Raw genomic sequence first — 15,941 nt, 5'->3', positions numbered from 1 at the left:
TTTTTCGATTTCGACAGAATAAAATGTGCATTCCACAGCAATTCCTTTTTCGATTTGCGGGTAAAATTAAAGGCGCCAATCCGGATCAAAATACTCAGCTGCTCCAGCGAAATGGGTATACGCTCCAGGAAATCCTGCAAACTCTGGTAATAACCACCACGGTAACGCTCGTTCAAAACCGCATTTATCGTATTCGTTTCGAGGCTTTTTAAAAATCCCAGGCCAAGATGAATCACTTTTCCATCAATCACGGTCTGCATTTCGCTGCGGTTAACACAGGGCGGGAAAATCGTTGCCCCGTGCATGCGTGCCTCGTGCACATACAATTCGGTGCGGTAAAAACCACCGCCGTTATTGATGGTGGCCACAATATACTCCAGCGGATAGTAGGCCTTTATAAACAGCGCCTGAAAACTCTCTACCGCATACGAGGCCGAGTGCCCCTTGGAAAAAGCGTAATTGGCAAAACTCTCGATCTGCTCCCATACGCGTTTTACCAAATCGTGGGCATAACCGCGTTCGGCACAGTTGGAGAAGAATTTATCCTTGATCTTTCCAAACTCGTTGCGTTGTTTAAATTTCCACGACATACCGCGGCGCAAAATATCCGACTCGGCCAGTGTGAGACCGGCAAAAAGATGCGCTACTTTTATCACATCTTCCTGGTAAACCATCACGCCGAAGGTTTCTTCCAGCAGTTGGTAAAGTTCCGGAGCCTCGGCTTTGGCAGCCACACAACGACTGCGGTCGCGGTAACGCAGAATATACTCGCGCATCATTCCGCTTTGTGCCACACCCGGGCGAATAATGGAGCTAGCTGCCACCAAACGCAGGTAATCGTCGGCCTCCAGCTGAGTCAACAACATACGCATGGCCGGCGATTCCACATAAAAACACCCGATGGTATTTCCACGCTTCAGGAGCTCTTTTATTTGTGGATCTTCCTTAAACGTTTTTAGGTCGTGAATGTCAATTTCAGCACCTGCATTTTCCTGTACCAGCTGAATGGCATCCTGAATTTTACTCAAACCACGCTGCCCCAGAATATCGAATTTGGCAAAACCAATGTCTTCAGCTTCAAGCATACTAAAATGAACAGTAGGGAAACCTTTGGGCGGCATAATGGTTGCCGAATAGGTACTGATCGGCTCTTCGGAAATCAATATCCCGCTGGAGTGCACACTCAAATGGCTCGGAAAACCGTGGATGAGTTTGCTGTACTGCAACACCAGCCGACTGATTTCATCAAGACTACCAAAATCTTTTACCTTTTGCAATTTCTCAATTTCATGCGCTGGCAAACCAAACACCTTTCCTAACTCGCGAACTACCGATTTGTACTGAAATGTAATGTAAGTTCCCACCAGCGCTGTGTGATCCCAGCCATGCCGGTCGAAAATGTAGCGCGTAATATGATCGCGGTCGCGCGAAGCAAAATCAATGTCAAAATCGGGCGGACTTTGCCGCGAAGGATTAATAAAACGCTCGAAATACAGGTCGAGCTCAATGGGATCGACATCGGTAATTCGCAGCAGGTAAGCCACCATACTGTTGGCACCACTTCCCCGCCCCACATAATAACAACCTTCGCGGCGGGCGTACTCCACCAGGTCCCAATTGATGAGAAAATACGAGGCAAAATCCATCTGACGAATCACCGCCAGCTCTTTCTCCATTCGCGCCACCACAGCTTCCGAAGGACTGCCAAAACGATATTTCAACCCTTTGTTCGCCAACTTTGTCAACAATTCAAAATCTTCTTCGGGCGAGTTGGTAAAACACTTTTTGTTTTTGGCTTTTTTGAAGGTAAAATGAATGGAGCAACTGTTAATCAGACGTTGCGTATTTTCAATAATATCCGGAAAATCGCGAAATACGTCCCTGATTTTTTCCTGCGGAAACATTATCTCATCCGGACTCGCTTCTTCACTTTTGGGCAGACGGCTCAACAACGTATTGTTGTCCATCGTGCGCAAAAGCCGGTGGATATTAAAGTCGCGTTTATTACGAAAAGTGACCGGCTGCAACACAAGCAGTTTTTCCCGGTGGTTGCGTAGGTCGCCAAATATTTTGCTGATCTGTGTTGGTTTTACCCCGATAAATTCATTCTCACGCAACAGTTTTGGATGTACTTTCCCAACCGGATAAATAAAATACACATCCTCCATTTCCGGAGCTCGTTCCGCAAAATCAGCCTCCTCGTGCAAATGCATCGTCAGGTGCTCGTTCAGCTTCTGAAAACCACTGTTATTTCGTGCAATGCCGATGTATTGCTGCTGTGCGCCATTTCTGAAATCGATGCCTACAACCGGACGCAGATCTTTTCCTTCGCAGCGACGGATAAAATCGATGGTAGCCGAAGTATTGTTAATATCCGTCAGTACCAGCGAATTGTAACCTTTCCCAATCGCTTCATCAATTAGCTCATCAATAGAAAGCGTTCCGAATTTATAACTGTAGTATGTGTGGCTGTTTAGTAACATAATAAGCAATTTTCAGTAGGCAATAGGCAAAATCAATCTCATCAAAAAAATAGGCAATCGGCAAAATGACAATATGCAAAAACTGCAAGTGTCATCCTGAGCGTAGTCGAAGGGTACTTGTGCCCAAAATCAATCATTTCAATCAATTCATCTTCATCAATCTCATCCAGAATCCAGTATCAAAAATATCCAGCATCCAACTTCTGTCTTCTATCTTCGTGCTCCCTGCTTCTCATCACATCCTCCTGTGTGCCGGAATTACAGGTGGCTGGCCGTTAAACGGGTTCGTCATTTGTCCGATACCACGTGTTCCCATGGTTGAGGCCCGTTGCACGGCATTTTGCCCAAAACGATTCCGGATCTTATCCATGCGCTGGTACAGGTTTATCAGTTTAGTATCGTCTTCAAATAATTTCATCTGGTAACTTCCCCCCACCAAATGGCTAAAACGAACGCCCACCAGACGCACCAAAACCCGACGTGTGTACAACTGATCAAAAAGCTCCATGGTGGTTTGAATTAGCGTATGATCGAGCGAGGTGTAGGAAATGCGCTTTTGCCGGGTGCGGGTATCAAAATCGGAATAACGCACGGTTACCGTAACACACGACGTTAGTTTGTTTCCGTTGCGCAGGTAAAAAGCCAGTTTTTCGGCCATGGCCAGCAGCAGGTTTTTCAGCGCCTGCACATCAATGGTATCTTTTTCGAAAGTCAGCGACGATGAAATGGATTTCCGCTCGTGATACGGTTCTACCAACGAATTATCGATTCCCTGCGCCTTTTTCCACAGCACAATCCCGTTCTTTCCCATCACTTTGTCCATCAGCTCGATAGGCATCTCCTGGATGGTTTTCACATAACGGATTCCCATGCTCAGCAGCATTTTGTAAGTCTGATCGCCCACCATCGGGATTTTTTTCACCGGCAACGGTGCCAGAAACTCTTTTTCATGCCCGTATTCAATCTGCTGAAAATTATTGGGTTTTATCTCGCCCGTAGCTACTTTCGACACCGTCTTATTGGTTGACAGTCCGAAAGAAATAGGTAAATGTGTTTGATCGATAATGCGCTGGCGCAACTCCTGCGCCCATTTGTAGCAGCCGTAAAATTTATCCATTCCGCTTACATCGATATAAAACTCGTCGATGGATGATTTTTCGTAAAGCGGTGCTTCCTCTTTAATAATATCGGTTATCTCATCGGAGAATTTGCTGTAAATGGAGCTGTTTCCTTTTACCACAATGGCCTCGGGACAAAGCCGGCGCGCCATTTGCATGGGCATGGCCGAATGTACGCCGTATTGCCGCGCTTCGTAACTGCAGGCCGCCACCACTCCCCGTCCGCTGGTGCCTCCAACCAACACCGGCTTACCGATCAACTCGCGGTTCATCAGCCTTTCACACGACACAAAAAAAGTGTCCAGATCAATATGTACAATATTTCGATTCAAAATGTCGATATTTTCGTCAATTTTTCGACTATAATTTAGTCAATTTTTATTACATTTGGAAATAAAAGTATGAAGACCGAAGTTCAAAAAGAGAACTTCTTTTGCACTGTGGCTTTAGCCCGGTGATTATGAGACACAATACAGAATTGCTTTAGCCTTTAATATTTTATTATGTCGTACGTTAAAATATGGATTCATGCTGTCTGGGCAGTAAAAAACCGGGAACCAATAATTTCAGAAGAGAACAGAAAGATTCTTTTTGAGCACATTCATAAAAATGCTATGGAAAAAGAGATACTAATAGAAGCTGTTGGAGGGTACAACAATCATGTACATTGTCTTTTTCGATTAAAGAATGATCAAACCATTGAGAAAATTATGCAATTAATAAAAGGGGAATCATCCTTCTGTTTTAATAAGAATATAACTAATCATACAAAGCTGAGCTGGCAAAAAGAATACTTTGCAGTGAGTGTGAGTGAATCACAAATAGAGAGAGTTATAAATTATATTCAAACACAAGAAAGCCACCATAAAAAGAAAACCTGGGATGAAGAATATCAGGAGTTCATTAAAATTTATGGCTTTAAAGTTTTTAAAGGCTAAAGCCTGTTTTATTGCCAATTATTATCGCCAAGCTAAAGCATGGCGCAAAACAAAATGTTATAATGAAACTGCTTTTACACCGCGGCTTTAGCCCGGTGACTACGGAATACACAACTGTAAATGGCTTTAGCCTTTAATTTTCGAAAGAATTAACGGCTAAAGCCTATATCGCAAATTATTCAAAACCACCGGGCTAAAGCCACGGTGCAAAACAATAAACTATGCATTTCGCAAACAATCTAAAATTTCTACGTAAACGGCGCAACAAGTCGCAAATGGATCTGGCAACAGAGCTGGGATTAACACGCACTACCCTTTCCGGGTACGAGAAAAATGTGCAACCACCTTTTCCGGTGCTTATAAAAATATCAGAGTACTTTAATGTATCGCTCGATGCACTGATAAAATACCGGCTGGAAGTTTTGTCGGAAGAACAACTTTCGCAAATTGAAAAAGGATTTGATGTGGATGTTACCGGCCGGAAGCTTCGGCTACTGACAATCTCTATAGATAAAGAAGGCAAAGAAAACATTGAAATGGTTCCGGTAAAGGCACAGGCAGGTTATACCAACAGTTACGGCGATTTGGATTTTATTGCGTCGCTACCAAAATTCAAACTTCCGTTTCTGCCGGAAGACAAAACATACCGCACTTTCCAGATTCAGGGCGACTCGATGCTGCCTATAAAAGAAGGCTCGTGGGTAACCTGTTCGTTTACAGAAGACTGGAGCAGCATAAAAGATGGCAAAGCCTGCATTGTTGTGACACAGGATGATGGTGTAGTTTTTAAGCTGGTTTACAAACAATTAAAAGACAAAAAATTCTTACTTGTTTCGTTAAACCGGAATTATTCGCCTTACGAAATTCCGGTTTCGCAGGTGATGGAAATCTGGCAATTTGAAACCGTAAACAGTTTTGAAGTAGAAAACGATTAGGGTTTTAAACTAAAAAGTGTATTTTCAGTCAAAATCAAAATAAACCAAAAATTTTTACCATGAAATCTCAGTTCATTCTATTTTCTCTTCTTTTTCTTTTTGCTGTTTCAACGGGTAAGGCACAAAATCAGGCCGACGATAACTGGATGCAATGGCGCGGCCCGCTGGGCAACGGTGTAGCTGTAAAAGCAAATCCACCGGTTGATTTTAGCGAAACCAAAAACATGAAATGGAAAACCGCAATACCGGGCAGAGGAAACGCCACTCCTATTGTTTACGAGGACAAGATCATAATTTTAACCGCTGTTCCAACCGATTCGTCTGTCGATCCGCAAGTTTCACCTAATGTCGATCACAATTTTAACGTAGTTCTGGTGAACCGAAACGATGGTAGCATCATCTGGGAAAAAACGGTTGCCACTGATCTTCCTCAAGGCAAAATTCATGAATTAAGCAGCTGGGCCTCGAATTCACCCTGTACCGATGGCGAGATGATTTATGCCTACTTCGGATCGTTCGGACTGTACTGCCTTGATTTCGAAGGGAATATTATCTGGAAACGCGATTTCGGAACAATGGAAAAACGCATGAACTTTGGTGATGGTGCATCGCCATACCTTTACAAAGACAGGCTTTTTGTACAATGGGACCACGAAGGTGACTCGTGGATATATTGTGTTGATAAAAAAAACGGGAACGACATTTGGAAAATGGAACGCGACGAACCCACCAGCTGGTCGACACCTTTTGTTGTGGAGGCCAACGGAAAAACTCAGGTAATAACCAGTGCAACAACAGCAATTCGGAGCTACGATTATGAGAACGGAAACGTTTTATGGTCGTCAACCGGAATGACCGGCAATGTAATACCGGTACCAATGGTTGAAAATTACATGTTGTATGTAACGAGTGGCTTTAGAGGAGCAGCTCTGCAGGCAATAGATTTAACAAAAGCCAGTGGCGATATCACCGGAACTGACGCAATAATATGGGAATATAACCAGGATACACCCTATACGCCATGTGCGCTGCTAATGGATGGAAAACTTTACTTTTTGCGTGCAAACAATGGAGTTATGACCTGTCTTGATGCGAAAGACGGAAGTGTTCTTTACTCCAAAGAAAGACTGGAAGGAATAAGCACAATTTTTTCATCTCCTTCGGGGGCCGACGGTAAAATTTACATTGCCGCGAAAGGAATCTGTTTAGTTATTAAAGCCGGTGAGGATTTTGAAATCCTGGCCTCAAACGAACTTGATGACGACTTCCATGCATCGCCGGTATTTGTTGATAACCAACTTATTTTAAGAGGATTTGAAAGCTTGTATTGTTTTGAGGAATAATTAGATAGGCCATACCATAAAAAAATGGCGGAAACTTATCAATTCAAGTTCCCGCCATTTTTGTTTGATATTGCAAAAAGTAAAAGAACAACCGGTGAAACCTTATGATTAACAACATGGTAAACCGAAAATCAGCGGCATAAAAAAAAGCCTGCTTTCGTATTTCAACAAAAACAGGCTTCTGCGTTATAACCTTACTCTCTAAAACAATTATGAAACTTTAATTTCAACGGGCTCTTTTTCAAGCGCTTCTTCTTTTTTCGGAAGTTCAATGTTTAAAATTCCATTTTCAAATTTTGCGCTAATCTTTTCAGCATCAACCGATTTTGGCAAGCGATATTTCTTTTCGAAATTTTTTGCACCAAACTCGCGGTGTGCATATTTATAAACCTCGTTGTTTTCTTTTTCTTCTTTTTCAACCTTAACAGTCAATACATTTTTGTGAACATTCAACTGAAGATCTTCTTTTACGAAACCTGGTAACAACACTTCGATCTTAAATTCTTTTTCTGTTTCAAAAATGTTGGTTGCAGGCGATGTACCACATTTATTCACATAGTTTTCGTGGTAATCGTTTCTCAGGAAATTGTTGAATAATTCATCAACTAAAGTTCTGTTTACGTTGTAACGTGGATTTTCAAATCTTACTAAATTCATGACTTTTCCTCCTAATATTTTAAATTCTTGTTTAAAATTTTGTTTTCAAATTACTGCATGCCATAAATCAATTCCTGTTCCAACAAACTTTTCCTACCTATCTTGTCATTTTCGATCTCTGAAACAATGCCATAGTGGCCGATTTTGTGATTCAATAATGCAAATATGGCAGAATGTGTAGTTTTATGGATATATAATCAACAGCAATCAAAGCTGAAAATATTATTAACCTGAGTTCAATTCTAAAATAAGTCACAGCTTTAGCTATTTTTAGTCAGAAACTTCCACCGGTTTTCGAAGTACTATAGTGATAATTCAAGAGAATTGGTGGAAGTTTATGGCTAAAAGAGCAAAGCCTGTAAGGAAAGTCCTTCTTACGCCATCTATACATTTTATTTTTTTTGAAATAACCCGTTATTCCTGCAAAAATTAAAATACAAACCTGACGCAATTATGACTTTCTGTGAGAATATTTTAGAATTGAATTCAGGTTATTACCTTTGCGCAAAATTTTTCCAGAAATGAGGATTGATATTATAACAGTTTTGCCGGAAATTATTGAAAGTCCGTTTAGTCATTCAATCATTAAGCGGGCACAGGATAAAGGGCTGGCAGAAATACATATTCATAATTTACGCGATTATTCGGAAGACAAACACAGACGAGTTGACGACTATTCGTTTGGCAAGGGCGCAGGTATGGTAATGGCCATTCAACCTATTGAAAAAGCGATTGAGACATTAAAAGCCGAACGCGATTATGATGAGATAATTTTCACAACACCTGATGGAGGAGTTTTTGATCAACAGGAGGCCAATAAACTCTCGCTAAAGCAAAATTTAATCATTCTTTGCGGACATTATAAAGGTATCGACCAACGAATTCGGGACACTTACATCACTAAAGAAATATCGGTTGGAGACTTTGTGCTAACCGGTGGCGAACTTGCCGCAGCAATAATTACTGATGCTGTTGTTCGCCTTTTGCCAGGAGTACTTTCCGACGAAACATCCGCGCTCACCGACTCATTCCAGGACCACCTGCTAAGTCCACCGGTTTATACACGTCCGGCTGAATACAAAGGGATGAAAGTACCGGAGGTTTTGCTTAGTGGAAACGACAAACTGGTTGACGATTGGAAACACGATCAGGCCATTGAGCGTACTAAAAAGTTACGCCCCGACCTTTACAAAAAGTATCTTGGAGAAGAATAAGCAATGAGCGATACAACAACCAACACAATGGAATTAATTAAGATACCCTCGAAACAAACAACCGCTAAAACAATACTAATAATTGGTGTTTTTCATGGCGAAGAACCTCAGGGCGAATATGTAATCAACAGATATCTCGAGAACGCTAACTTTGAAAATATCAATAACCACTTAAATTTTATTCCCTGTCTGAATCCATGGGGCAAAGAACGAGGTGTGCGCGGAAACCATAATGGTGTGGATTTAAACCGAAACTACCCGACAAAAAATTGGATCGAAACCGATAAAGATGAGAACTATTCAGGAAAACAACCAGCTTCGGAAATCGCAACTCAGCAAATGATCGATTTACTTGAAAAGTTAAAACCAGAGATAATTCTTACACTTCATGCCCCATTAAAATGTGTAAACTATGATGGCCCGGCAAAAGAACTGGCGGCGAAAATTTCGGAATTTTGTGACTATCCTGTAATTGCAGACTTGGGATACCCTACTCCCGGATCGTTTGGAACTTACTGCGGAATTGAACGCAACATTCCAACCATCACGCTGGAATACGACGATGAAGAAGATTACGAAAGTATTTACAACAAAACAGAAAAGATTTTTGACTGGTTGGCCGTTTATTAGTTTACAGTCTCAGCAATCAGTTTTCAGGCTCTCTCTTCAAGCTTCGCTCTTCAATCTCTAGGCTTCTCAAAACCTTCTGCAAATACCGCGATAAGCACAATACTCGCACTTTTTATCGTGCTCGGTTTGTGCAAACTCATTGTCTACTGAAAAGATTTCAGCAACTAAACCCGACAACTCTGCTTCAAATTCTTCAGCTACTTCGTCAAAGAAAAAGTCTTTGTAATTCATTTGTACTGCCGCCGTAAAATTCTCGGCAAATAAACTGCGTAACGGATAAATAGCCGCCTGTATTTCCGTGGCATTGATTTCTGTTGATAATCCCCATGAATAAACCAAAGCCTGCAGAATTTCCTTTTTTGGATCTTTCGCATCACGTACAAATAGATCTTCAACTTTCGAAAACCGTGTGGTTTTTACATTTCCGGTTTTATAGTCGAGCACCCGGGTTACGCCATCAGCACGGTCAACCCGGTCAATCATACCACCAACACATATTTTATTATCGCCGGCTTGTATCCAACGTTTGTAGCGCTGTTCCAGACTAACAACGGTAAATGGCGCCATTTCCTTATCAATTTTTAGAAGTTGGCGCAAATAAGTTATGGCATTCTCAAATATCAGCAAGGTTTTACCTTCCAGCTTTATTTCGCCTTTTAGCGGAAGTTTCTTTTTCAAATAGTGAATGGCAATCTGTTTGGTCACTTCATTCTCCAGCCACACACGGTCTTTTTGAATTTTCTCGATATTACTTTTCTCAACGACTCTGCCCACATACGGTTTATACAACTCCTCCAGCGTATCGTGAAAAATATTTCCAAAAACAACGCCATCAATTTCCTCTTTTACCTCCTCCGGCTCCGGCAAACGAACCACATACTGATAATAAAATTTCAACTTACAATTCAGATAGGTATTAATTGCACTTGGTGAAAGCGGATGATCCTCCGAATTATTAGCCAGCAACTTCGCCACTGTTTCTTTCGAACTTTTTATGCGAATCTCCTCTACAGGATCATTGGAAAACGAAAAATCGAGGTTCAACATAGCCGGTTTATGCACCGAATCGTATTGCAACTGGTAACCATAGCGACTGAGTTCTCCTGTTCCGATTCCTTCTTTCACAACACTGTAGGTAGCCGTAATATTTTTTGCCCGCTGGACAAGACGATAAAAATAATAGGCATACATGGCATCCTGTTCATCGATACCCGGTAATCCAAATCCCAAACGAATATTAAACGGAATAAACGACGGTGCTGTGAATTTTCGTGGCCATTTATTTTCGTTCAACCCAAGAATGATCAGATTTTCAAAATCCAGACAACGGGTTTCCAAAATTCCCATTACCTGCATACCACTTAACGGTTCACCTTCAAAAGCTACAGAAACCTGCCCGAGATACTGTGAAAACAATCGGAAATAAACCGCTTCACTAATTTCGCGCTGCTGCTCACTAAATACATCATCAACAACAGCTTTTAGCTTTTCAATGGCCTGATAAATAGAATAGATAAGCTCCAGCAACATAGCATTATCAATCTCACTATCTTTTAAATGACCATAAAATGCGGCAAGTACATTTAAGAAGTACGAACTGTAATCCGCCGTTTTTTCCGGCAGCGTAAATATTTGTTGGTGTAATGGCGAGAACTCAATTTCGGCCAAAGGAACGGTTATGCGGTTGTTGTTTTTTAACTTATTAATATACGCTTTGCAAGCCTCGGTTTCCGTTTCACCCAACAACTGATGATTTAAAACATCAGTTACATGTCGGTAATAGGCCACAAAATTATCGCCTTCTTTTCGTTTGTTTTTCAGCAGCGTTACCAGCAGCATTAAAAAGCCGTAAACCACCGAATTTCGAACCGAATACCCCATAGTAACATTTACCTTATCGATATTCGCCGGCACGGAACCCAGCGCCGAAAACAGCAGACTTTCATCGGCAAGCACAATCGCGGTATTGTCAAACTCTTTTTTGTACGACTTTTTTGTTTCATCCAGAAAATTAGGAATCTGTTGTGCCTGCCCGTAAACCGACGAAACAGCAACCATTTTCATGTTTTTCCGATGATTAAAACATGTTACGTCTAATTTAAAATCGTCAGGCTGTGGGAATTCCAGCAGATTTGTTCGCAAGAAATAGCCAGCTTCATTTTGCTGATCGTTGAGATACGAATCATCGTAATCCCATAAAAACTCAGCCTTTCCCAAACTTTGCAGATGTTTAAAGAATCTCTTTTCGCAGGCGTTCAGCGCATTCAATCCTATGAAATAATATTTTTTGTAAGGAAAACTCTTTTTTTCATCATCCAAATTCTCTGCCACTTCCCTGTCCTGCATTCCGGGGTAAGCCAGTTGTTTTTCGGCCAGTCGCTGTTTAAAATCCTGATAAACCGGATACAGCTTATCCCAAATCGATATATATTTTTCTTTGAACCCTTTTTTGTCCGCAACAGCCATACTTCCCCAAAACTGCTCCAGCGCTTTCTTCTGCTCGTCGGTGAGGTAATCAAAAACCGATTCGATTTCTTTCAGATCAGAAACATTCGTGAACAGATCTTTGGCATTTACCAGGTAACGATCGATATCATTAAAATCTGCCAGCAGAATTTCTCCCCAAAAGTAGAATTCATCAAAGGTTTCAGTGGTTTTAGTATGCTTCAGAAATACATCATAAAGCAAAGAAATCAGCTGTAACTTTTCGCCTTTTTGCATGGACGAATACGATGCCATCAATTCATTTATCGTGGTCGTATTGGGACCAATCGCCGCACCATCAACAGTTTTCTGCAAATAATGAGTAAAAAAAACACCGGCTCTTCGGTTAGGAAAAACCACACACAGATCTTTTAACTCGTTTTGATGTTTTTGATAAATAAATTTAGCGCATTGCGAGAGAAATCGTTCCATACTTCAGTTCATCATTCAGGGCTTAAAGTTCATAGTTTAGCCTGAATAAACAAGAAATTGATGCAATAAAATTTTCTTAAATTAGAGCATTCGTAATAAACCTATTGTATAAATCATTCTTACATAACATGAAAAAAATTACACTGTCACTTTTCTCGATCGTTTTAATCATTCAGGTATTTGCACAAGATCGCATAACAGGTCTCAACTTTGCCACCCGCAGCGAGGTAATTGCGCAAAACGGAATGGCGTGCACCAGCCAGCCTCTGGCCACACAGGCGGCGCTTGACATACTAAAAGCCGGTGGAAATGCCATTGACGCAGCCATTGCTGCCAATGCTGTTTTAGGCTTAGTTGAACCAACCGGAAATGGTATGGGCGGCGACTTGTTTGCTATTGTTTGGGATGCCAAGACAAAAAAATTATATGGTTTAAATGCCAGCGGCCGTTCGCCTTATGAATTAACGCTTGAATATTTTAAGGAAAATGGCTACGAAAAAATTCCATCACATGGACCGCTGCCCGTATCAGTCCCAGGATGTGTTGACGGCTGGTTTGAACTCCATAATAAATTTGGAAGTCTGCCAATAAAAGAAATCCTGAATCCCGCCATTTCTTATGCCGAAAACGGATTTCCGTTAACCGAACTTATTGCGTATTACTGGGGACGCAGTGCCTTTTTAAGTCAATATCCGGGTTTTGAAGAGATTTTTATGCCCAATGGAAAAGCGCCTAAAAAAGGCGAAGTATTCAAAAATCCATACCTGGCAAACACTTTTAAACTGATTGCAGAACAGGGCCGAGATGTATTTTACAAAGGAAAAATAGCAGAGAAAATTGTAGAATATGTGCGCGAGCAAGGTGGCTTTTTAAGCATGAAAGACTTTGAAGACCATCATTCGGAATGGGTAGAACCCATTTCTACCAACTACCGTGGTTACGATGTTTGGGAGCTTCCTCCAAACGGACAAGGGACAGCGGTATTACAGATGTTAAACATCCTGGAGAATTATGATATTGCCAGCATGGGATTTGGCTCTCCTGAATACATGCACCATTTTATTGAAGCCAAAAAGCTGGCCTACGAAGACCGAGCAAAATATTATTCCGACATGGATTTTAATGATCTTCCCATCGAAGAACTTATTTCAAAAGAATACGGCAAAGAAAGAGCGGCACTGATCAATGAAAACCGTGCAGCACGCTCCTATCCTGCCGGCGAATTGGAACAGGGCAACACCATTTATTTGACAACCGCCGACAAAGACGGTAACATGGTTTCGCTAATACAAAGTAATTACCGTGGAATGGGATCGGGAATGACTCCGGGGAAACTGGGATTTATCCTGCAAGACCGTGGCGAATTATTTGCCCTTGAGGAAGGCCATATGAATGTTTACGAACCACACAAACGACCGTTCCACACCATTATCCCGGCCTTTATTACCAAGGATGGCGAACCTTATATTAGTTTTGGATTAATGGGCGGTGCCATGCAACCACAAGGGCATGTACAAATCGTCTGCAACCTGATCGATTTTGGCATGAACCTGCAGGAAGCCGGTGATGCTCCGCGTATCAGCCACGACGGATCGAGCCAGCCAACAGGTGAGAAAATGAATGATGGCGGACGCGTTTCATTGGAAAGTGGCTTTGAATACCAAACCATACGCGAATTAATGAACAAAGGACACCGCATTGGTTTTGCACTTGGACCCTACGGCGGCTACCAGGCGATTATGTGGGACAAAGAAAATAAAGTGTATTATGGAGCATCTGAATCGAGAAAAGACGGGCAGGCGGCCGGCTATTAAAACAGCACAACACAGAGAAGAAGATTGTAGTCTGAAAAACACTACTTCAACAACTTCATAAGAAGCTAATTAGTGAACTTACTGATTAACTCTTTATGTTTTATGGAAAATATGTATTACATATTTAATTTTCATATAAATTATTTATGAAATTAAAATTCATCACATTAATATTCCTCTAACATTCGTTTTACATTTAACTAACATAGTAACCGAATACCTCTATAACCCTTTATTAGCAGTATGTTTCTGATTTGTAGGGAAAAATAAAAATACCTGAACATTCAAAATTAAAGCCTCACTACTTTAAACGTTCTGTATTTTATCATATTGATTATTCAATTGAAAATAGTATTTTTATTAACACTTATAATATATAATACAATATGATGTCATTTCTCGATATATTTCACAATATTGCACCATATTACCAATATTTCAATCACAGAGTTTAAATTTTAGAGCAATCTAAAACCAAATGCTATCAAAACAACAAAACAATAATCAATTAGTTATAAACCAAGTTCTAAAAAAATCGACAAAGACAAACAGAAATACACTTATTTAAAGAGTTAATCAATTTACTTTTTATAACACAAATAATTCTCTATGAAAAGATTCTTATTCACAATCTTCTTGATGAGCGCGGTTACACTATTTGCAACGGCGCAGAAACGCACCATTAGTGGTGTCGTACGAGAACAATCTACCAATGATTTACTCCCCGGAGTAACAGTACTGGAAAAAGGGACTTCAAATGGAACTGTGACAGATGTTGACGGTGAATTTACCCTTTCTGTAGAACAGGGGGCAACACTTGTTGTTTCTTACATCGGACTTGAATCGAAAGAGGTTCTTGTGGGCACCTCTTCTACTCTTGAAGTTTTCCTTGCTCCATCTACTGAACAAGTTGATGAAGTAGTGGTAACTGCAATGGGTATCCGCAAAGAAACCAAAGCCCTTGGTTATGCCGTTCAGGCAATTGCAGGCGACGAGCTTGTAAAAGTTAAGCAGCCTAACCTGGTAAACTCCTTAAATGGTAAAATTGCCGGTGTTAACGTTACCAACTCAGGTGGTGGCGCAGGTACATCATCACAAATTATTATTCGTGGTAGCACCTCGCTCTCGGGTGACAACCAACCACTGTTTATTGTCGACGGTATTCCAATCGACAACAGTACTGTAAGTGCTGATTACGGTGCTGGCTTGAGTGCAACTTCAACCTACAGCGGTAACCGTGGTATGGATATCAACTCAGATGATATTGAGTCGATTTCGGTACTTAAAGGCCCCGCTGCTGCTGCGTTATACGGTTTGAAAGCAGCTGCCGGAGCCATTGTAATTACCACTAAAAAAGGTGAAGCCGGAGCAATGCAGGTAAATGTTAGCTCGAAATTTAAAGTTGACACGTACAACAAATTACCTGAGCAACAAGCCATGTATGGCCAAGGTAGCGACGGTGCTTTTGACGATGGAACAACATCATCGTGGGGAGCCCCGCTTACCGGAACTGTTTACAACAACCTGGAAGATTTCTTTGAACCAGCATTTTCTTACGATGTAACCGGAAGCATTTCGGGTGGAACAGAAAACGGAAGCTATTTTATGTCGGTTCACCGCCTGGACCAGAACGGCATTGTACCAACAACGGAATATGCAACCAACTCTGTTCGTTTTAACGGCGAGCATAAAAAAGGTTGGTTTACCATCGGTATGAATACCAATTATATTTATTCGCAAACCACCAAAACGCTTACCGGGTCGGGTTTATACGGATCGGGAGGAACAGGTGCAATGCTTAGTTTGCTGAGATGGCCACGATCGAACGATATGAGCCATTGGATTGAAGGTGGGCAACGAGTTCCGCTTCTGCCAAATGTTGATCCGGAAGAA

The 15,941-nt window shown here is 41.3% G+C and carries 11 protein-coding genes; 7 read left to right on the top strand and 4 right to left on the bottom strand.

From position 1 onward, the window contains the following. Positions 1 to 2,483: DNA polymerase III subunit alpha (locus ABZB17_RS11125; protein ID WP_372650236.1), on the bottom strand; the 2,483-nt coding region annotated here is incomplete at its 3' end. Between the two features lie 235 nt (positions 2,484 to 2,718). Then, positions 2,719 to 3,933, bottom strand: a complete 1,215-nt coding sequence (dinB, locus tag ABZB17_RS11120; protein ID WP_372650235.1) for a DNA polymerase IV — start codon at positions 3,931 to 3,933, stop codon at positions 2,719 to 2,721. Positions 3,934 to 4,104: 171 nt separating this feature from the next. Between dinB and tnpA the strand changes: the two genes are divergently transcribed. The 3 genes from tnpA to ABZB17_RS11105 all read left to right on the top strand — a co-directional run bounded on the left by tnpA (position 4,105) and on the right by ABZB17_RS11105 (position 6,817). Next, complete coding sequence (tnpA, locus tag ABZB17_RS11115; protein WP_372650234.1) at positions 4,105 to 4,539, top strand: IS200/IS605 family transposase; 435 nt, start codon at positions 4,105 to 4,107, stop codon at positions 4,537 to 4,539. Between the two features lie 221 nt (positions 4,540 to 4,760). After that, on the top strand, positions 4,761 to 5,474 hold the full coding sequence (locus ABZB17_RS11110; RefSeq protein WP_372650232.1) for an XRE family transcriptional regulator: 714 nt from the start codon (positions 4,761 to 4,763) through the stop codon (positions 5,472 to 5,474). 59 nt (positions 5,475 to 5,533) lie between these two features. Then, on the top strand, positions 5,534 to 6,817 hold the full coding sequence (locus tag ABZB17_RS11105) for a PQQ-binding-like beta-propeller repeat protein (RefSeq protein WP_372650230.1): 1,284 nt from the start codon (positions 5,534 to 5,536) through the stop codon (positions 6,815 to 6,817). Positions 6,818 to 7,027: 210 nt separating this feature from the next. On the opposite strand, the gene ABZB17_RS11100 is transcribed toward ABZB17_RS11105, so the two are convergent. Continuing rightward, complete coding sequence (locus ABZB17_RS11100) at positions 7,028 to 7,474, bottom strand: Hsp20/alpha crystallin family protein (RefSeq protein WP_372650228.1); 447 nt, start codon at positions 7,472 to 7,474, stop codon at positions 7,028 to 7,030. A 521-nt stretch (positions 7,475 to 7,995) separates the two neighbouring features. Between ABZB17_RS11100 and trmD the strand changes: the two genes are divergently transcribed. Together trmD and ABZB17_RS11090 are read left to right on the top strand one after the other, a co-directional pair. Then, entirely contained in the window at positions 7,996 to 8,688 is a 693-nt protein-coding gene (gene trmD / locus ABZB17_RS11095) for a tRNA (guanosine(37)-N1)-methyltransferase TrmD (RefSeq protein WP_163325167.1), read from the top strand. Positions 8,689 to 8,691: 3 nt separating this feature from the next. Next, positions 8,692 to 9,318 (top strand): DUF2817 domain-containing protein, encoded by a 627-nt coding sequence (locus tag ABZB17_RS11090; RefSeq protein ID WP_372650226.1) that lies wholly within the window; start codon positions 8,692 to 8,694, stop codon positions 9,316 to 9,318. A 66-nt stretch (positions 9,319 to 9,384) separates the two neighbouring features. Here the strand turns inward: ABZB17_RS11090 and ABZB17_RS11085 are convergent, their stop codons facing one another. Further along, a complete protein-coding gene (locus ABZB17_RS11085) occupies positions 9,385 to 12,234 on the bottom strand; it encodes a PD-(D/E)XK nuclease family protein (protein ID WP_372650224.1) in 2,850 nt (949 codons plus the stop codon). Between the two features lie 128 nt (positions 12,235 to 12,362). Here ABZB17_RS11085 and ggt point away from each other — a divergent pair, with 128 nt between their 5' ends. Together ggt and ABZB17_RS11075 are read left to right on the top strand one after the other, a co-directional pair. After that, entirely contained in the window at positions 12,363 to 14,048 is a 1,686-nt protein-coding gene (gene ggt, locus ABZB17_RS11080; protein ID WP_372650222.1) for a gamma-glutamyltransferase, read from the top strand. Between the two features lie 609 nt (positions 14,049 to 14,657). Then, on the top strand, positions 14,658 to 15,941 hold a 1,284-nt coding region (locus tag ABZB17_RS11075; RefSeq protein ID WP_372650220.1), incomplete at its 3' end, for a TonB-dependent receptor plug domain-containing protein.

It is taken from the genome of Draconibacterium sp., from assembly GCF_041583095.1.
Taxonomy (GTDB): domain Bacteria; phylum Bacteroidota; class Bacteroidia; order Bacteroidales; family Prolixibacteraceae; genus Draconibacterium.
Note: the sequence above shows the minus strand (reverse complement) of the source record. Positions and strands in the feature narration are given on the sequence as shown.

Bases quoted from the DNA above. Each gene is read 5' to 3' on its own strand.
- tnpA (WP_372650234.1), top strand. From the start codon at position 4,105: ATGTCGTACGTTAAAATATGGATTCATGCTGTCTGGGCAGTAAAAAAC.
- ABZB17_RS11110 (WP_372650232.1), top strand. From the start codon at position 4,761: ATGCATTTCGCAAACAATCTAAAATTTCTACGTAAACGGCGCAACAAG.
- ABZB17_RS11105 (WP_372650230.1), top strand. From the start codon at position 5,534: ATGAAATCTCAGTTCATTCTATTTTCTCTTCTTTTTCTTTTTGCTGTT.
- ABZB17_RS11100 (WP_372650228.1), bottom strand. From the start codon at position 7,474: ATGAATTTAGTAAGATTTGAAAATCCACGTTACAACGTAAACAGAACT.
- trmD (WP_163325167.1), top strand. From the start codon at position 7,996: ATGAGGATTGATATTATAACAGTTTTGCCGGAAATTATTGAAAGTCCG.
- ABZB17_RS11090 (WP_372650226.1), top strand. From the start codon at position 8,692: ATGAGCGATACAACAACCAACACAATGGAATTAATTAAGATACCCTCG.
- ABZB17_RS11085 (WP_372650224.1), bottom strand. From the start codon at position 12,234: ATGGAACGATTTCTCTCGCAATGCGCTAAATTTATTTATCAAAAACAT.
- ggt (WP_372650222.1), top strand. From the start codon at position 12,363: ATGAAAAAAATTACACTGTCACTTTTCTCGATCGTTTTAATCATTCAG.